The 17815-nt window shown below is 67.3% G+C and carries 19 protein-coding genes; 9 read left to right on the plus strand and 10 right to left on the minus strand.

Annotated elements, in window-relative coordinates; all coding sequences use genetic code 11:
- The gene (locus tag ACZZZQ_RS01875) at positions 1–1350 is read left to right on the plus strand and encodes a DNA recombination protein RmuC (protein WP_463508080.1); all 1350 of its coding nucleotides are present in this window, start codon (positions 1–3) and stop codon (positions 1348–1350) included.
- 2 nt (positions 1351–1352) lie between these two features.
- Here ACZZZQ_RS01875 and ACZZZQ_RS01880 read toward each other — a convergent pair whose 3' ends face one another.
- Together ACZZZQ_RS01880 and glpX are read right to left on the minus strand one after the other, a co-directional pair.
- Positions 1353–1649 carry a hypothetical protein gene (locus ACZZZQ_RS01880; RefSeq protein WP_053095531.1) on the minus strand — a complete coding sequence of 99 codons (297 nt, stop codon included), beginning with the start codon at positions 1647–1649 and terminating at the stop codon, positions 1353–1355.
- A 170-nt stretch (positions 1650–1819) separates the two neighbouring features.
- The gene (glpX, locus tag ACZZZQ_RS01885; RefSeq protein ID WP_053095530.1) at positions 1820–2806 is read right to left on the minus strand and encodes a class II fructose-bisphosphatase; all 987 of its coding nucleotides are present in this window, start codon (positions 2804–2806) and stop codon (positions 1820–1822) included.
- Positions 2807–2990: 184 nt separating this feature from the next.
- Here glpX and fbaA point away from each other — a divergent pair, with 184 nt between their 5' ends.
- The gene (gene fbaA / locus ACZZZQ_RS01890; RefSeq protein WP_053095529.1) at positions 2991–4019 is read left to right on the plus strand and encodes a class II fructose-bisphosphate aldolase; all 1029 of its coding nucleotides are present in this window, start codon (positions 2991–2993) and stop codon (positions 4017–4019) included.
- A gap of 62 nt (positions 4020–4081) precedes the next feature.
- Here fbaA and ACZZZQ_RS01895 read toward each other — a convergent pair whose 3' ends face one another.
- From ACZZZQ_RS01895 to ACZZZQ_RS01905, 3 genes are all read right to left on the minus strand, one after another.
- Positions 4082–4621 (minus strand): DUF6264 family protein, encoded by a 540-nt coding sequence (locus ACZZZQ_RS01895; RefSeq protein ID WP_463506772.1) that lies wholly within the window; start codon positions 4619–4621, stop codon positions 4082–4084.
- A 276-nt stretch (positions 4622–4897) separates the two neighbouring features.
- Positions 4898–5689: an IclR family transcriptional regulator gene (locus ACZZZQ_RS01900; protein WP_053095527.1), complete on the minus strand. Its 792-nt coding sequence runs from the start codon at positions 5687–5689 to the stop codon at positions 4898–4900.
- 2 nt (positions 5690–5691) lie between these two features.
- On the minus strand, positions 5692–6735 hold the full coding sequence (locus ACZZZQ_RS01905) for a 4-hydroxy-3-methylbut-2-enyl diphosphate reductase (protein WP_053099044.1): 1044 nt from the start codon (positions 6733–6735) through the stop codon (positions 5692–5694).
- 90 nt (positions 6736–6825) lie between these two features.
- Here ACZZZQ_RS01905 and xseA point away from each other — a divergent pair, with 90 nt between their 5' ends.
- The 5 genes from xseA to ACZZZQ_RS01930 are packed head-to-tail and all read left to right on the plus strand — an operon-like array spanning position 6826 to position 11131.
- Positions 6826–8118, plus strand: a complete 1293-nt coding sequence (xseA, locus tag ACZZZQ_RS01910; protein WP_463506773.1) for an exodeoxyribonuclease VII large subunit — start codon at positions 6826–6828, stop codon at positions 8116–8118.
- 31 nt (positions 8119–8149) lie between these two features.
- Positions 8150–8389: an exodeoxyribonuclease VII small subunit gene (locus ACZZZQ_RS01915; protein WP_053095525.1), complete on the plus strand. Its 240-nt coding sequence runs from the start codon at positions 8150–8152 to the stop codon at positions 8387–8389.
- Complete coding sequence (locus ACZZZQ_RS01920; RefSeq protein ID WP_053095524.1) at positions 8386–9024, plus strand: DUF4245 family protein; 639 nt, start codon at positions 8386–8388, stop codon at positions 9022–9024. The genes ACZZZQ_RS01915 and ACZZZQ_RS01920 overlap by 4 nt, the downstream gene beginning before the upstream one ends.
- Before the next feature lie 5 nt (positions 9025–9029).
- Positions 9030–9719 carry a carbonic anhydrase gene (locus ACZZZQ_RS01925; protein WP_053095523.1) on the plus strand — a complete coding sequence of 230 codons (690 nt, stop codon included), beginning with the start codon at positions 9030–9032 and terminating at the stop codon, positions 9717–9719.
- Positions 9716–11131, plus strand: a complete 1416-nt coding sequence (locus tag ACZZZQ_RS01930; protein WP_053095522.1) for a class II fumarate hydratase — start codon at positions 9716–9718, stop codon at positions 11129–11131. The genes ACZZZQ_RS01925 and ACZZZQ_RS01930 overlap by 4 nt, the downstream gene beginning before the upstream one ends.
- A 67-nt stretch (positions 11132–11198) precedes the next feature.
- On the opposite strand, the gene ACZZZQ_RS01935 is transcribed toward ACZZZQ_RS01930, so the two are convergent.
- The 4 genes from ACZZZQ_RS01935 to ACZZZQ_RS01950 form a co-directional block, all read right to left on the minus strand.
- On the minus strand, positions 11199–11405 hold the full coding sequence (locus ACZZZQ_RS01935) for a YbdD/YjiX family protein (protein WP_463506774.1): 207 nt from the start codon (positions 11403–11405) through the stop codon (positions 11199–11201).
- Positions 11405–13636, minus strand: a complete 2232-nt coding sequence (locus tag ACZZZQ_RS01940) for a carbon starvation CstA family protein (RefSeq protein ID WP_230100675.1) — start codon at positions 13634–13636, stop codon at positions 11405–11407. The genes ACZZZQ_RS01935 and ACZZZQ_RS01940 overlap by 1 nt, the downstream gene beginning before the upstream one ends.
- Positions 13637–13779: 143 nt before the next feature.
- The gene (locus ACZZZQ_RS01945) at positions 13780–15099 is read right to left on the minus strand and encodes a PhoH family protein (protein WP_053095519.1); all 1320 of its coding nucleotides are present in this window, start codon (positions 15097–15099) and stop codon (positions 13780–13782) included.
- A gap of 260 nt (positions 15100–15359) precedes the next feature.
- Positions 15360–16139, minus strand: a complete 780-nt coding sequence (locus ACZZZQ_RS01950; RefSeq protein ID WP_056277965.1) for an isoprenyl transferase — start codon at positions 16137–16139, stop codon at positions 15360–15362.
- Between the two features lie 96 nt (positions 16140–16235).
- Here ACZZZQ_RS01950 and trhA point away from each other — a divergent pair, with 96 nt between their 5' ends.
- A complete protein-coding gene (gene trhA, locus ACZZZQ_RS01955) occupies positions 16236–16964 on the plus strand; it encodes a PAQR family membrane homeostasis protein TrhA (RefSeq protein WP_072590976.1) in 729 nt (242 codons plus the stop codon).
- Between the two features lie 16 nt (positions 16965–16980).
- Here trhA and ACZZZQ_RS01960 read toward each other — a convergent pair whose 3' ends face one another.
- Positions 16981–17265, minus strand: a complete 285-nt coding sequence (locus ACZZZQ_RS01960) for a hypothetical protein (protein ID WP_053095516.1) — start codon at positions 17263–17265, stop codon at positions 16981–16983.
- Positions 17266–17334: 69 nt separating this feature from the next.
- On the opposite strand from ACZZZQ_RS01960, the gene ACZZZQ_RS01965 reads away from it, so the two are divergent.
- Positions 17335–17721 (plus strand): DUF4307 domain-containing protein, encoded by a 387-nt coding sequence (locus ACZZZQ_RS01965; RefSeq protein WP_053095515.1) that lies wholly within the window; start codon positions 17335–17337, stop codon positions 17719–17721.
- The last annotated feature ends 94 nt before the right edge of the window (positions 17722–17815 follow it).

Below are 17815 nucleotides of genomic sequence, written 5' to 3' on the forward strand. Positions count from 1 at the left end.
ATGGATGCTCTCACGCTCGTTCTTCTCCTGGTCGCGCTCGCGGCCGGCGCCGCCGTGGGGTGGTTCCTCCGCGGATCGCGCGGAGCAGCAGACCTCGCTCGCGCCGAGGCCGAGCTCGCCGCAGCTCGAGACGATCGCGACCGACAGTACGACCTGTATCGGGATGCCGTCGAGCACGCGAGGCTCGAGCAGCGCGCCGAGGCGCAGCGGGTGCAGCAGCAGAATGCGGTGCTCACCGCTCTCGCTCCCGTGCGCGAGAGTCTCCAGCAGATGCAGCAGAAGGTCTCGGCGATCGAGCAGGAGCGTCATGCGCAGTTCGGATCGCTCGCGGAGCAGCTCAGGCGCGCGCAGGAGTCCGACGAGGCGTTGCGCTCGACGACCGAGTCGCTCGCCGGAGCACTGCGCTCGACAGCCACACGAGGGGTCTGGGGTGAGACGCAGCTGCGACGGGTCGTCGAGGCCGCAGGGCTGATCCGACACGTCGACTTCGATCTGCAGTCCAGCATCTCGTCGGACCGGGGTCAGGGACGGCCCGACATGGTGATCCGTCTCGCCGGCGGCACATCGATCGCGGTCGACGCCAAGGTTCCGCTCGATGCCTACCTCGAGGCATCGGCACTGCCGATCGGGGACGCGCATGAGACACAGCGTCGCTCCCACATGCAGAAGCACGTGAAGGCCGTTCGCGCGCACGTGGACGCACTCGCGAAGAAGGCGTACTGGACGGGCCTCGACGCCAGTCCTGAGTTCGTCATCTGCTTCCTGCCGAGCGAGTCGCTGCTCGCCGCAGCCATCGACGAAGACCCGACGCTGCTGGACTACGCATTCACGAAGAAGGTGGCGCTCGCGTCCCCGGTGAATCTGTGGGCCGTGCTCAAGACCGTGGCCTACAGCTGGACGCAGCAAGAGGTGTCGACCGAGGCGCGCGCACTGCTGAATCTCGGCACCCAGCTCTACGACCGACTCGGCATCCTCGCGGGGCACGCCGACGATCTGCGCCGCGCACTCGAGCGCACGGTCGACAGCTACAACAGATTCGCGGGTTCGCTCGAGAGCCGTGTGCTCGTGACGGCCAGGCAGTTCCCCGGAATCAGCGCGTCGACGCTCGACTCCGCTCCACCGGCGATCACCGCGCAGACGCGACGTTTCACCTCGGCAGAGCTCATGAGCGGCTCAGGAGCGGAGATCGGCTCCGAGCTCCGCATCCCCCATGCTGCTGACGATGCGTCCGCTGCGCCGGGTACGTCGATCCAGGCCGATGTCGGAGACGTTCGCGGCCGGGTCAGCGACGAATCGGCGAACGCGGATTCAGCATCCCGACCGGTCGAGGCGGAAGAGCCCCGCCGCTGAGATCAGGCGACGCCCGGTACGCCGCTGAGCAGCAGGATCACGAGGCCGCTGGTCACGACGAAAGCTCCGACCATCCACCAGGAGCTGATCTCGTGCCCCTCGTCGAGGCGCTTGCGGAACAGCACGTCCGCACGTCGAGCGGGATCTGAGACAGCCGTCTTGACGACAGGCGCCGCCGGAGTCGCGATCGGCAGAGGCACTCCGGCCTCGTCGACGTTGATCCGCATGATCCGGCCGGTCGGCGTCGTCACGATCTTGGTCGGCGTGCCCTGGGAACCATTCGTGTGCTGCGTTGTCATCGGTCTGCCCTCCTGTGCCTGCGGTGCCTGGCGGCTCCGTCGACGGCGACAAATCCAGTGTCAATTGTCACACGAACGCACGAGAAAGCTCGGCTCAGCACCGCAAAAGCGGTACCGGGTCGGTAACGATGAGGGGCCCGTTCCCGACTCGCGCTCTCAGGTCTCGGCAGTCAGAGCCACTTCGAGACGAGGTGCTCCGAGGCGATCCGGCGAAGGGTTCCCGAGGCACCGCGCAGCACGACGCTCTCGGTGTAGATGTAGCCGCCCTCGCGTCGGACGCCGGCCACCAGCTGGCCGTCCGTGACGCCGGTGGCGACGAAGATCGTGTTGTCCCCGCGCACGAGATCGTCGGCCTCGTAGACCTTGTCCATGTCGAGGCCGGCGTCGATTCCGCGCTGGCGCTCATCGTCGTCGCGAGGCCAGAGACGCCCCTGGATGTGACCGCCGAGAGCCTTGATCGCACACGCCGTCACGATTCCCTCGGGGCTGCCGCCCACCCCGACGCACATGTCGGTTCGGGCCGCGTGACGCGCCGCGTTGATCCCGCCGGCGACGTCGCCGTCGCTCATGAGTCGCGTCCCGGCACCGGCATCCCGGATCTCCTGGATCAGCTGCTCGTGACGCGGACGGTTCAGCACCGAGACGACGATCTCGTCCACCGGCTTGCCGAGAGCCCCCGCGAGCTTGCGGATGTTCTCGCCGATCGGCAGGCGGATGTCGACCACTCCGACACCGGCAGGGCCCGTGACGAGCTTGTCCATATAGAAGACGCTGGACGCGTCGAGCATCGATCCGCGATCGGAGACGGCGATGACCGAGAGCGCATTCTGACGTCCTGCTGCGGTCAGCGAGGTGCCATCGATCGGGTCGACCGCGATGTCGCACTCCGGGCCGCTGCCGGTGCCGACCTCTTCGCCGTTGAAGAGCATCGGAGCATTGTCCTTCTCGCCCTCACCGATGACCACTCGCCCCTGAAAGGCCACTGTCCCGAGGAAGGCACGCATCGCATCGACGGCGGCGCCGTCCGCCGCCTCCTTCGCGCCACGACCGATGAACGGAACGGCGCGGATGGCGGCTGCTTCAGTGGCCCGCACCAGCTCCATCGCGAGGTTTCGATCGGGACGAAGGGGGCTGAGATCCGCTGTAAGACTAACCATGCGGTCAGCCTAACCAGCGTGAACGTCTGAAACGGCAGTTTTCGGTCGAGCGACGACGAAGGAATCCCGATTCTTAACACACGGGTAGGAGGGCGTGCTCGCCCGGTCACCGCCGACAGCATCGGGCAGTCAGCCCCGATAGAGTGACTGCTGTCCCGGCTTCCCCAAAATCGCAGGAGTTCTCATGCCCGTCGCCACCCCGGATCAGTACGCCGAAATGCTCGACCGCGCGAAGGCCGGCGGCTTCGCGTACCCGGCTTTCAACGTCTCGAGCTCGCAGACCATCAACTCCGTCCTCCAGGGACTGACCGAGGCAGGTTCCGACGGAATCATCCAGGTCACCACCGGCGGCGCCGACTACTTCGCCGGCCACACGGTCAAGGCCCGCGCGACCGGCGCACTCGCCTTCGCGCGCTTCGCGACCGAGGTCGCGAAGAACTACCCGATCACCGTCGCGCTGCACACCGACCACTGCCCGAAGGATGCTCTCGCCGGCTTCGTCGAGCCGCTGATCTCCGCCTCCGAAGACGAGGTCAAGGCGGGACGCAACCCGATCTTCCAGTCCCACATGTGGGACGGCTCGGCCGTGCCGCTCGCGGAGAACATCGAGATCGCCAAGGATCTCCTGCCCCGCATGAAGAACATCAACGCCATCCTCGAGGTCGAGATCGGCGTCGTCGGCGGCGAGGAAGACGGTGTGGCGCACGAGGGATCCAACGATGCCCTCTACACGACGTTCGCGGACGTCGACCAGGCCGTACAGGCGCTCGGTCTCGGCGAGCAGGGGCGCTACATCGCAGCCCTCACGTTCGGCAACGTCCACGGCGTCTACAAGCCGGGCGGAGTGAAGCTGCGTCCCGAGCTCCTCGGAGAGATCCAGCAGCAGGTCGCCGCGAAGTACAACACCGGCGCGAAGCCGCTCGACCTCGTCTTCCACGGCGGTTCTGGTTCGACCGATGAGGAGATCGCCCTCGCGGTGGCCAACGGCGTCATCAAGATGAACATCGACACCGACACGCAGTACGCCTACACGCGTGCCATCGCGGACTACATGTTCAAGAACTACGACGGTGTGCTCAAGGTCGACGGCGAGGTCGGCAACAAGAAGCAGTACGACCCGCGCGCCTGGGGCAAGATCGCGGAGACGGCCATGGCCGCTCGCGTCGTCGAGTCCACGCGCCAGCTCGGCTCGTACGGCCAGTCCCAGAGCTGATCCAGCCTGACAACGCAGATGCCCCCGACCGAACGGCCGGGGGCATCTCCTGTTTCACGGGGTCATCCACCCGCCGTCTTGGCGACGAAGTCGATGAACGCCGGGTCGTTCATCAGCGGAATCGCGGCGCACACAGACGCCACGAGCAGGGTCACGGCCGCACCGACCAGCGGAACCCACCACGAGAGCTTGCCGGCGCGCAGGCGGCGGATCGACAGGAAAGCGGTGAGCGACCAGCCCACGGCGAGCACGATCGCCGCGACGGTGCCCCAGATCCGGCCCTCAGCGAAGTTGGTGAACTCGCCGTCCACGCCGAGCACCGTCATCATCTGATTCATCGCGGTGGAGAAGTCGAGGTATGACAGTCCTGTCATCACGACATTGATCAGCCCGTAGGCGAGCAGTGCGATGGTCACGAAGCGATCGACGGGACGCGGACGAGCCGCTGCCGATGCGGACGGGACTCGGTCACCGGGAGCGGGCGCGTTCTCGGCCCCGCTCACATCCACAGCCGGCACCTCGCCCAGCGGCGGCAGCCCTGCTGCCCTCCGCTGCTCTTCGAGGGTCGCGATTTCGCCGTACTGGGGACGCTGATCGGTCATTCGGCCATGGTATCCGCCCGGTCTCTGCACGACTCACAGACTGCGGGCGTCAAAAGAATGGCGGCCCCGGAGGAGTGGGGACTCCTCGGGGCCGCGGACTCGGAACGCTGGGGACGCTCGTCATCCAAGTGGGGTGAGGAACGCTGGGGACATTCCTCCACCTGTAGCGCCGATTGCACAGACGACTACACCTCACATGTTAGGAAAGCGCGTGCCCGAGCACCAGAGGCACTTCTTCAGATAGTGAAGAGCATCAGACGGGCGACACGTGCTGCGTCAGATCGGCGTCGCCAGACGGGCTGCGCCGCCGCCCAGAGCGTCCGCCCCCAACTGCATGGACAACCGCCTCGCCACGAGCTTGAGCTTCCCGACCAGGCCGCGATCGAAGCGCGGGTGTCCCACCGGAAGCGAGACGGCGAGTGAGGCTCTGACGCTCGGGGCGATCACGGGAACGGCGATGCAGGTGTTGCCGATGGCATACTCCTCGCGGTCCACGGCGAATCCCGGAGAGCGGTCGAGCTCCGCGATCAGCGCACGCCGGTCACTGATCGTGCGAGACGTGAGTTCCTCCAGCGGATGCCGCGAGAGATAGTCGTCACGCTCCTCTCCGCTCAGATCGCTGAGGATCTGCTTGCCGAGCGCCGTGGCATGCGCGCTCGAATCCAGACCCACCCACAGATCGAGCCGAGGACTGCGCGGGGCATCCACGATGTCGATGAGGTGCACTTCGCCGTCCTGATAGCGGGACAGGTATGCGGAAGCACCCACCTCGTCGGCGGTCTGACGCAGGGCCATGCGGACGTGCGCGAAGAACACGCCCCCGGCGTCGGACTGCAGCCGGAAGGCGGGGAAGTTCTCGCCGAGGACCAGACCGTCGGGCTCGCTCACGAGATACCCCTCATGCACCAGTGTGCGCACGAGGTTGTAGGTCGTGCCCGGGGTGAGGCCGGTTCGCATGGCGAGAGTCTTGACCGGCACCGGGCGCGGAGAGTTCGCGACCATGTCGACGAGTCGGAGCGCGCGCTGCACCGAGCCGATCAGCGTCGGCGCCGCCTCTGTGGCGGCCACCGTCAGGCGTTCCCGCTGGAGGAACGGCCTCCCAGCGCACGAGCATCTCGCTGACCCGCGGCATCCTGTCGCAGCTCCTTGGGCAGGGAGAACATGAGGTCCTCCTCCGCCGTCTTGACCTCTTCGACGTCGCGGTAACCCGCTCCGTCGAGTGCGTCGAGGACCTCGCGAACCAGCACCTCGGGCACGGAGGCGCCGGAGGTGACACCGACCGTCGCAACGCCGTCGAGCCACTCCTGCTTGACCTCTTCGGCGTAGTCCACGCGATAGGCGGCCTTCGCGCCGTATTCGAGCGCGACCTCGACGAGGCGCACCGAATTCGACGAGTTCGAGGAACCGACGACGATCACGAGGTCGGCGTTCGCCGCGACCTTCTTGATGGCGACCTGGCGGTTCTGCGTGGCGTAGCAGATGTCATCGGACGGCGGATTGTGCATCTCGGGGAACCGGGCCCGCAGTCGGTTCACGGTCTCCATGGTCTCGTCGACCGAGAGCGTGGTCTGCGAGAGCCAGACCACCTTCGAGGGGTCCTTCACCTGCACGGTGTCGGCTTCGGCGGGCGAGTTCACGATGGTCACATGCTCGGGAGCCTCTCCCGCAGTGCCCTCGACCTCCTCGTGCCCCTCGTGGCCGATGAGCAGGATCTCGAAATCGTCGCGGGCGAAACGCACTGCCTCGCGGTGAACCTTGGTGACCAGCGGGCAGGTCGCGTCGATGGCGTGCAGGCCGCGGTCCGACGCCGCCTCGACGACCGCGGGCGAGACTCCGTGCGCACTGAAGACGACGTGAGCGCCCTCGGGAACCTCGTCGACCTCCTCGACGAAGATCGCGCCCTTCTCCTCGAGCTCGGTGACGACGTGGATGTTGTGCACGATCTGCTTGCGCACGTAGACCGGCGCGCCGTAGCGCTCGAGCGCCTTCTCGACGGCGACCACAGCCCGGTCGACGCCGGCGCAGTATCCGCGCGGAGCGGCGAGCAGAACACGCTTGTTCCCGACGACCGGGTTATCCTGAAGCCGCCCGGCCGCCCCACGTACTCGGGGGATGCGCGGCAGAGGCAGATGAACGGCAGTCGAGGTCACCCTTGAATTCTACCGCCGAGAACCTGAGCAGGAGCGGGAAGGGGCACCGAGCGCATGACGGTCTTCGAAGCATCGACGCGTCCTGGCGAGACTCCGCCGGCGGATGCGGTCGCCCCACGCGACTCCTCGGCCGACGCACCGACCTCGGTCGCACGCCTGAACGCCACGATCCGCGACTTCGTGGCGCGCTGGAACACGGTGTGGGTCGAAGGCGAGATCACCTCCTGGAACGTGCGCGGGGGCAACATCTTCGCCCGGCTCAAGGACACCCGCTCCGACGCGCAGATCTCCATCAGGATCTGGTCGAGTGTGCGCCCGCGGATCCCCGGTGATCTGGCTGTCGGCGACCATGTCGTCGCCGCCGTCAAGGCCGACTACTTCGTCAAGGCCGGCGATTTCAGCTTCGCCGTCTCGGCGATGAAGCACGTGGGCCTCGGCGATCAGTTGGAGAAGCTGGAGAAGCTGCGACTGCAGCTGCGCCAGGAGGGCCTGTTCGACGCGTCGCGCAAGAAGCGCCTCCCGTTCCTCCCCCATGTGATCGGCCTGATCACGGGAGAGAAGTCGGATGCCGAGAAGGACGTGCACCGCAACGCCGAGTTGCGCTGGCCCCAGGTGCGCTTCCGCACGGAGTATGCGGCTGTTCAGGGCGACCGGTGCGTCCCCGAGACCCTCGCCGCTCTGGCACGACTGGATGCCGACCCGGATGTCGACGTGATCGTCATCGCCCGCGGCGGCGGCGATCCGCAGACGCTGCTCGGATTCAGTGACGAACGGCTCGTCCGGGCTGTGGCCGCGGCAACGACTCCGATCGTCAGCGCGATCGGACACGAGAACGATCATCCGCTTCTGGACGACGTGGCCGACCTGCGTGCATCGACTCCGACGGATGCTGCGAAGCGCGTCGTACCCGACGTCAGCGAGCAGCGGGCGCTGATCGCGCAGCTGCGATCCCGAGCCACGACCCGACTGACGCAGCGGCTGTCGCACGACATCGCGCAGCTCGAGCAGCTGCGGTCCCGTCCCTCGCTGCGCTCCCCCGACCCGATCATCGAGTCGCGTTCTCAGGACGTGTGGCTGCTGCTCTCGCGAGGACGCGACACGATCACCCGTCAGCACGATGCGGCCGGCCGTGCGACGAGCGAGCTGCGAGCCTCACTGCGGGCGCTCTCCCCCGCGGCCACGCTGTCGCGCGGCTATGCGATCGCCCATCTCGAGGGCGGAATGATCCTCCGCGACGCCGCCGACGCTCCGGCCGGCAGCAGCCTGACGATCACGGTCGACCGCGGCTCCGTCGCGGCCCGTTCCGAGGGCGAGATCGCGGAAGCACCGGTGCCCCGCTCCGGATGAGCGGGTCCCGCGCACCGCGTAGGATGGAGGCGTGAGTGCGCCGAACGACACCCCTGTGGACACGCTGTCATTCGAGGCCGCTCGCGATGAGCTCGTGAAGGTCGTCTCCGAACTCGAACAGGGCGCTCCGACCCTCGAGCAGTCGCTCGCTCTCTGGGAGCGCGGCGAGGCCCTGGCGGCCCGCTGCGAGGAATGGCTGCTCGGCGCCAAGCGTCGCCTCGAGGCCGCCCGTGCGACGTCGACCGGTGCCGCCGACGGAGACGACTCATGAGCAAGCCCGCTCCCATCGTCGCCGAACTGGGCCGGCCGGAGACCCCCGAAGAGACGGCGGCCCGCAAGGCCGCGTCGAGCAAGGCCTATCGCTCGAGCCAGACGGTGCGCAGCCTGGTGGCCGCTCTGATCGTCACGCTGGCCATCGTCACGGTGATCGTGCTCGCAGTTCCCCGTGGCGAACCCGCGACCGCCCAGAAGATCGACGTGGTCGGCGTAGCCGCGGACGTGGAGTCCACCATGGATCGCCCGGTGATCGTGCCCGACCTGGCCGACTTCTGGAGAGTCAACACGGCCGAGCTCACGAGCGGCGCGACGACGGTCTGGGATGTCACCCTCGCCCCGTCAGCCGAGGATGAGCGCGGATTCATCAAGCTGGCACAGGCCTTCGATGCTGACGCAGCCTGGGCCCCGCAGCGCCTCAACGGAACCGCGCCGACGGACACGACGTCGATCGGCGGGCTGGAGTGGGACGTCTACGACCTCGGCGATGCCGGTGCGAAGCAGAACATCACCTATGCGATCGGCACCCAGGCGGGTGACGACTACCTGCTGCTCTACGGCTCACGCTCCGCCGACTCCACCGCCGAGCTCGCCGAGTCCCTCGTCCCCCAGATCCGCGACCTCTCGGAGTAGCCCTCATGACAGACACGCTCACGCCCGCCGCCGCCTGGAAGCAGATGCAGGAGGGCAACCAGCGATTCGTCGATGACGCCCCGCGGCACCCGAATCAGGATGTCGCCCGACGCAAGCACCTGGCTGCAGCGCAGCATCCTGTCGCCACCCTGTTCGGATGCTCCGACTCCCGGCTGGCCGCGGAGATCATCTTCGACCTGGGGCTCGGCGACCTGTTCGTCGTCCGCAATGCCGGTCAGGTGATCGGCGAGTCGATCGTCGCGAGCCTCGAGTACGCGGTCGCGGTGCTGAACGTCCCCCTGATCGTCGTGCTCGCACACGACTCGTGCGGTGCTGTGCGCGCCGCCATCGACGGCACCGCGATCGACGCGGCGCCGCTGCCGCCGCACATCTGGAAGCTCATCGCACCGATCGTGCCTGCGGCCCGGAAGGTGCTCGTCGAGAGCGGCGGGACCACGGTCGCCGAGATCGACGCCGACCTGGTCGGCCAGGAGCACCTGCGCAACACGGTCCGCGACCTGCTGCAGTCGTCCGAGGTGATCTCCCACGCCGTCGCCGAGGGTCGTCTGGGCATCGTCGGCGCCAACTACCGTCTGGCCGAGGGAACCGCGATTCCCGTCATCACGGTCGGACTCGACACAGACGGAAACGACACCGAGGGGCACAGCCCCGCAACCAAGGAGGGTTCGGAATGACCGACCAGCACAGCGGCGCAGACGCGCAGGGCTACCGCATCGAGCACGACACGATGGGCGAGGTGCGGGTTCCCGTGAACGCGCTCTACGGCGCACAGACGCAGCGCGCCGTCGAGAACTTCCCGATCTCGGGCAAGGGCCTCGAATCCACGCAGATCGCCGCCCTCGCGCGCATCAAGAAGGCCGCCGCGCTCGCGAACAAGGAGCTGGGCACGCTCGATGGGGCCATCGCGGACGCGATCGCCCAGGCCGCCGACGAGGTCGCATCCGGTGCACATGACGGCGAGTTCCCCGTCGACACCTACCAGACGGGCTCCGGCACGTCGTCGAACATGAACATGAACGAGGTGCTCGCGACCCTCGCGACGCGCATCCTCGGTGCGGATGTGCACCCGAACGACCATGTGAACGCCTCGCAGTCGTCGAACGACGTGTTCCCGACCTCGGTGCACATCGCGGTCACGCAGGCGCTCATCGACACCCTCATCCCCGCGCTCGACCACCTCGCCGTCGCCTTCGAGGCGAAGGCCGAGCTGTGGAAGGACGCGGTGAAGTCGGGTCGCACGCACCTCATGGACGCCACTCCCGTCACCCTGGGCCAGGAGTTCGGCGGCTACGCCCGTCAGATGCGCCTCGGCATCGAGCGCGTGCAGTCGGCGCTCCCCCGCGTCGCCGAGGTCCCGCTCGGCGGCACCGCCACCGGCACCGGCATCAACACGCCGCTCGGGTTCCCGCAGAAGGTCATCGAGCTGCTCGCAGCCGAGACCGAGCTTCCGATCACCGAGGCCAAGGATCACTTCGAGGCACAGGCCAACCGCGACGGTCTCGTCGAGGCGTCCGGCGCGCTGCGCACGATCGCCGTCTCGCTGACCAAGATCAACAACGACCTGCGCTGGATGGGCTCCGGCCCCAACACCGGACTCGGCGAACTGCACATCCCCGACCTGCAGCCGGGTTCCTCGATCATGCCCGGAAAGGTGAACCCGGTCGTCCCCGAGGCCGTGCTGATGGTGTGCGCACGAGTGATCGGCAACGACGCGACCGTCGCCTGGGCCGGAGCATCCGGCTCGTTCGAGCTCAACGTCGCGATCCCGGTCATGGGCACCGCCGTTCTCGAGTCGATCCGTCTGCTCGCCAACGCCTCGCGCGTGCTCGCCGACAAGACCGTCGACGGACTGCAGGCGAACCTCGACCGCGCGGCGGCTTTCGCCGGAATGAGCCCGTCGATCGTCACCCCGCTCAACAAGCTCATCGGCTACGAGGCTGCGGCGAAGATCGCCAAGCACTCGGTCGCGAAGGGCATCACGGTGCGCGACGCCGTGATCGACCTCGGCTATGTCGAGCGCGGAGACCTGACGCTCGAGCAGCTCGACGAGAAGCTCGACCTGCTGTCGATGACCCACCCGGGTTGATCACCGGATACTGACACGACGGATGCCGCAGGGACTTGTTCCCTGCGGCATCCGTCGTCTCTGCCCCTCAGCAGCAGCGGGCTCCGGGGTCGGCATCCTGCTGGGCGTAGTGCGCCCGCCAGAACTCGCGTTCGGTGAGCGGCTCTCGCTCGGGATGCCGCTCCCGTTCGTGCGCGACGTAGGCCGTGTACCGCGACTGCCCTGTCACGCCGTTCATGTACCAGGCGACGGAGTGCCAGATCCTGCGCGCCGCGTCGGTCACCGCCGCAGACATCAGTGCCCCCTCGTCGGCTGGGCGGACGAGGGCAGCGCGTTCCACTCCTTCTCGACCGCGCGCTCCTCCGGTGAGGCGATGAGTCCTGCCGGAGCGAACCGACGCGACGGCACCTCCGGGTCCTCGTGATCGATGATCGGCCCGGGTCGCACCGCCTGGATGACCTTGACGATCGAGATCGTGATGACGATCACAGACAGCACCAGGAAAGTCACCGACAGGATGCCCTGGATCATCGTGTTGCGCACCACCGCCTCCATCGCGGCGACGCTGGTCGCCGTGCCGAACGACGTCTCGCCCGCAGCCAGCGCGTCGCGGAAGGCGACGTGATTGGCGAAGTAGCCGACCTGCGGCACGCTCGAGAAGATCTTCTGCAGCGACGCCGTGACGGTGACGACCGTCACGAATGCCAGCGGCAGAGCGACCACCCAGAGAACCGTGAACGTGCGCCTGCGGGCGACGATGGTGAGCACCACGGCGAGCGCGATGGCCGCCAGCAGCTGGTTGGCGATGCCGAACAACGGGAACAGGGTGTTGATGCCGCCGAGAGGGTCCGTGACGCCCATGATCAGCACCGCGCCCCAGCCCGCGACCATCACCGCCGTGCAGATCCAGGCCCCGACCCGCCACGACGTGTCCTTGAAACGGGGGATGACGTTGCCGACCGAGTCCTGCAGCATGAATCGCGCGACACGGGTGCCGGCATCCACCGCGGTCAGGATGAACAGCGCCTCGAACATGATCGCGAAGTGATACCAGAACGCCATCATCCCGGTGCCGCCGATCCACTGCTGCATGATGTGCGCGAGGCCGAGAGCGAGGGTCGGCGCACCGCCGGTCCGGGAGACGATCGACTCCTCCCCCACAGCTTCGGCCGTGCTCGTGAGCATCTCGGGGGTCAGGTTCACCCCCGTCAGCCCGAGGCTGTTGACGAACTGCACGGCGCCTTCGACGGTGCCGAGGGTCGCGGCCGGCGAGGAGTTCATCGCGAAGTACAGACCACGGTCGATCGAGATCGCGGCGACGAGCGCCATGATCGCGACGAACGACTCCATGAGCATGCCGCCGTAGCCGATGAAGCGGGTCTGCTTCTCCTTCTCGATCATCTTCGGCGTGGTGCCCGACGCGATGAGCGCATGGAATCCGCTCAGCGCCCCGCAGGCGATCGTCACGAACAGGAACGGGAAGAGGGAGCCCGCCCAGACCGGCCCCGTCTCCCCCGCAGCGAATTCACTGAAGGCCGGGACGGTGATCTCGGGCCGCACGAAAAGAATCGCGACGGCGAGTGCCACGATCACGCCGATCTTCATGAAGGTCGAGAGGTAGTCGCGCGGAGCGAGCAGCATCCACACCGGCAGCACCGCGGCGATGAAGCCGTAGATGATGATCCCCCACGCGATCGTCGTGCGGTCGAGGGTGAAGACCGCCTGACCCCAGTCGGTCTCGGCGACCATCCCGCCGCCGATGATCGCCGCCATCAGGAGCACGAACCCGATGAGCGACACCTCGGTGATCTTGCCTGGTCGGATCCACCGGAGGTACGCACCCATGAACAGGGCGATCGGGATCGTCATGGCCACGGAGAACACGCCCCAGGGGCTCTCGCCGAGGGCGTTCACCACGACGAGAGCGAGGATCGCCGTGATGATGATCATGATGAGGAGTGTGGCGACGATGGCCGCCGTGCCGCCGAATCGACCGAGCTCGTCGCGGGCCATCTGGCCGAGAGAGCGCCCGCCCCGGCGCATCGAGAAGAACATCACGAGGTAGTCCTGCACGGCACCCGCCAGGACGACTCCGACGATGATCCAGATCGTGCCCGGCAGGTAGCCCATCTGCGCGGCGAGCACGGGTCCCACGAGAGGGCCGGCACCCGCGATCGCGGCGAAGTGGTGTCCGAACAGCACTCGACGGTCGGTCGCGACGTAGTCCTTGCCGTCCGCCTTGTACTCGGCGGGTGTCGCGCGTCGGTCGTTCGGCTTGACGAGGTTGCGCTCGATGAACTTCGAGTAGAAACGGTAGAAGACGAGATAGGTGCAGACCGCCGCGAACACGAACCAGATCGCGTTCACCGTCTCGCCTCTGACGATGGCGAGCATCGTCCAGGCGACACCGCCCAGTAGCGCGATCGCCGCCCAGAGGACGATCTTCAGCGGTGTCCAGCGCGGCTTCTCATCGACAGCCACCGGGGGAAGCGAGTGGTCTTCGACAGTCTTCGTTGTGTCACTCATGGCGCATCACTCCATCGTCTGCGTTCGGTGCCACGAGCGTAATCCGACGACCACGCCGACGGAAGCGAATCGCCGACGCATCCGCCGGAACATGCGACAGCGGATGCCGTGACATCACGGCATCCGCTGTCGGACCACTCAGGTCAGCTGAGTTCGCCCCCTTCGAGAAGCTCGGTCACCAGGGCGGCGATCGCGGAGCGCTCGGACCGCATCAGCGTCACGTGGGCGAACAGGTCATGCCCCTTGAGCGTCTCGATCACGCTGGCGATGCCGTCATGACGGCCGACACGGAGGTTGTCGCGCTGGCCGACGTCGTGGGTCAGGATCACGCGCGAGTTCTGCCCCATGCGGCTGAGGACGGTCAGCAGCACGTTGCGCTCGAGCGACTGCGCCTCGTCGACGATCACGAACGCGTCGTGCAGCGACCGACCGCGGATGTGCGTGAGCGGGAGCACCTCGAGAATGCCCCGTTCGACGACCTCCTCCATGACGTTGCCTGACACGACCGAACCGAGCGTGTCGAACACCGCCTGCCCCCACGGGCCCATCTTCTCGCCCTGATCGCCGGGCAGGTAGCCGAGCTCCTGGCCTCCGACGGCGAACAGCGGGCGGAAGACGATGATCTTCTTCTGCTGCTGTCGTTCGAGCACCGCCTCGAGGCCGGCGCAGAGAGCCAGGGCGGACTTTCCGGTGCCCGCGCGCCCGCCCAGCGAGACGATGCCGATGTCCGGGTCGGTGAGCAGGTCGATCGCGATCCGCTGCTCGGCGGACCGCCCGTGCATGCCGAAGATGTCGCGGTCGCCGCGGACGAGCTTGTACTCGCCGTCTCCCGTGATCCTGCCGAGTGCGGAACCGCGCTCGGAGTGGATGATGAGCCCGGTGTTCACCGGCAGGCCCCTCGCATCTTCGCTGATGCCCACCTCGCTCTCGTAGAGATCGCTGATCTCGTCACCGGACAGGTCGAGCGTGGTGATTCCGGTCCATCCCGAATCGACGGCCTGCTCGGCGAGGTACTCCTCGGCACGCAGACCGAGCGAGGCCGCCTTGACGCGCATCGGGAGGTCCTTCGAGACGATCGTGACGTCCTGACCGTCCTGCGCGAGGTTCATCGCGACCGAGAGGATGCGGGTGTCGTTGTCGCTCAGCCGGATGCCGGCCGGGAGCACCGAGGAGTCCGTGTTGGCCAGCTCGACCCGAAGCGTGCCGCCCTCGCCGACCTCGACGGGGAAGTCCAGCCGTCCGTGCTCGACGCGAAGGTCATCGAGGTGGCGAAGCGCCTGACGGGCGAAGTATCCGATCTCCGGGTCGTGCCGCTTGCCTTCGAGTTCGGTGATGACCACCACCGGAAGGACGACCGAGTGCTCGGCGAACCGGAAGAACGCCTGCGGATCGCTCAGCAGGACGGACGTGTCGAGCACATAGGTCCGAAGATCCTGATCAGGACCCTCCGCCCCCGCTCGCATCGTCGTCTTACGGGTGGACTGCTGCGCGGTGCTGGTGGACTGCTGCGCTGTACGTGAGGTCACGACCCACTCCCGACCCGGGGAACTCCCGGTTATTCGAACGAGTCGACCAGGGGGTCACGAGTCGTCATCCTGAGGCCGACCCGACGGGCACCTTGCCCGATGCCTAGAAGCTACGACCAGCCGCCGACATTTGACGGACTCGACACGCCACGAGTTCGTTACGTGTTGGTTAACGCGGGGTGGCGTCGTCGTCGAGGTCAGCGGCCGAAGCGCCGGTCGCGGTCGGCGAAGTCGCGGATCGCGCGGAGGAAGTCGACCTGGCGCAGGTCCGGCCCGAGCGCCTCCACGAAGTAGAACTCGCTGTGGGCGCTCTGCCAGAGCAGGAAGTCGCTCAGACGCTGCTCGCCGCTCGTGCGGATGACGAGATCGGGGTCCGGCTGGCCGCCGGTGTACAGATGCTCCCCGATCATCTCGGGGGTCAGATGAGCGGCGAGGTCCTCGATCGTGCCGCCGGACGCCTGATGCGCCGTGACGATGCTGCGCACCGCATCGACGATCTCGTTGCGTCCGCCGTAGCCGACCGCGAGGTTGACGTGGAGGCCGGTGTGGTCGCGCGTGCGCTCCTGTGCGTCGTCCAGCACCTTCGCGAGCTCCGCGGGAAGGATGTCCGAGCGTCCGACGTGCTTCACACGCCAATTGCCCTCGCGCGACAGTGCCTCGGCGAGCTCGGCGATGATCTCGATCAGATCGGCGAGCTCGGCGGAGTCGCGCTTTCGCAGGTTGTCGCTCGACAGGAGATACAGCGACACGACCCGCACCCCGAGTTCGTCGCACCAGCCGAGGAACTCGCGCATCTTGGCGGCACCCGCCCTGTGTCCCTCCGCGGGAGTCTCGTAGCCGAGCTGCCTGGCCCAGCGCCGATTGCCGTCGATCATCATGGCGACGTGATGGGGAACGGTCTCCGGATCGAGATGGCGGCGCAGCCGGCTGGTGTAGAGGCGGTACAGCGGCCCCCGCCCCTGACCATCGCGTGTCATCACCTCCCTACGCTATCGCGTCGGCGTCGGCGGACCCAGGGCCGACGCTCAGGATATGTACGCTCGCCTGCATGGGCGCCCGCATAGAGTGAAGGCGTGAGCACTCCCGACTCCTCGGTACCTGACGTCCCCCAGCTGCCCCTCCTGGAGGAGGCGGCGCACGACGCCGCCGTCGAGATCAAGCCGACCTGGCGCGGCTGGATCCACGCGGCCACGTTCCCCGTCGCGATCGTCGCCGGGGTGGTGCTGATCACCGTCGCGCAGGGCGGCGCGGCCAAGTGGGCCGCCGCCGTGTTCATGGCCACCTCGCTGCTGCTCTTCGGCAACTCCGCTCTCTATCACCGGATCGACTGGAGCCCGAAGGTCAAGGTGATCCTCAAGCGGATCGACCACGCGAACATCCTGCTGCTGATCGCCGGCACCTATACGCCGCTCGCCGTGCTCGCTCTGCCCCCTCAGAAGGGCGCCCTGCTGCTCGTGTTCGTGTGGAGCGGGGCGCTTCTCGGCATCCTGTTCCGGGTGTTCTGGATCAATGCTCCGCGGTGGCTGTACGTCGCCCTCTACCTGCTTCTGGGCTGGGCTGCGGTGATGTACCTCGCCGACCTCTTCGTCGCGAACGCCACGATGATGGTGCTCGTCATCGTCGGAGGGCTCCTCTATACGGGCGGCGCGGTCGTCTACGCGATCAAGAAGCCCAACCCGTGGCCCGGCCATTTCGGGTTCCACGAGATCTTCCACGTATGCACGGTGCTCGCTTTCCTGTGCCACTGGGTCGCGTGTCTGCTCATCGCCCTCGCACCGCTGTCCCCGTCACTCGGGGCCTGACCCGCCGAAGGCTCGGTCAGCGCTTCTCGGGGTCGTCGTCGCCCTCGCGCACGATCGGCAGGTCGGCATCCGTCTCGGTCGCCTCGTCAGCCGCCCGCGCGGCCTCTTCGGCGTCGAGCTCATCCCTGACCTCTTCGCGGTAGCGGACCCGACGGATGCGACGGTTCATGTCGAGGATCAGCAGGATCACCGCGATCAGGATGATCACGACGGCGGCGAAGCCGACGAATCCGGGCGTGACCAGCTCCGGTGCCACCGTCATCGTGGGCGTCGGCATCGGTGTCTCGGTCAGAGCGAGCATGGAGTCTGCCTTTCATGCGCAGGTCGCATAACCTGGAGTTACCAGCCTAACGACCGGAAGACCTACCCCGTGACGACCGCACAACAGCTCGACGACCGCTACGGTCGCACCCGCTCCCGCCGGGGGCCATGGATCGTCCTGATCGCCATCGCGGCACTTCTCGTCGGCGCGTTCGGCTGGATGATCGTCGCGGCGCAGATGAACGCGGTCGACTCGGACGATCTCGGCTTCGATCTGGTGGATGAGCACAGCGTCACCGTGCGCTTCCAGATCACCGGGGTGCAGGGCAAGGACGTGGCCTGCATCGTCGAGGCGCTGGACGAGGAGTTCGGGGTCGTCGGCTGGAAGGTCGTCGAGATCCCCGCCGGAGATGCCCATTCGCAGGCGCTCTCTGCCACGGTTCCCACCGTCTCGAGCGCCACGACAGGTTTGGTGAACAGCTGCTGGGTCGCTTAGACTCGAGCCAGACAGATGACGCCCTGGCACCGTGCCGGGGCGTCTTGGCATATCCCCCGCGGAACGTCGCCGGGTACCTAACGAAGGAGCTTCG

The sequence above is a fragment of the Microbacterium sp. AC132 genome (assembly GCF_979258525.1).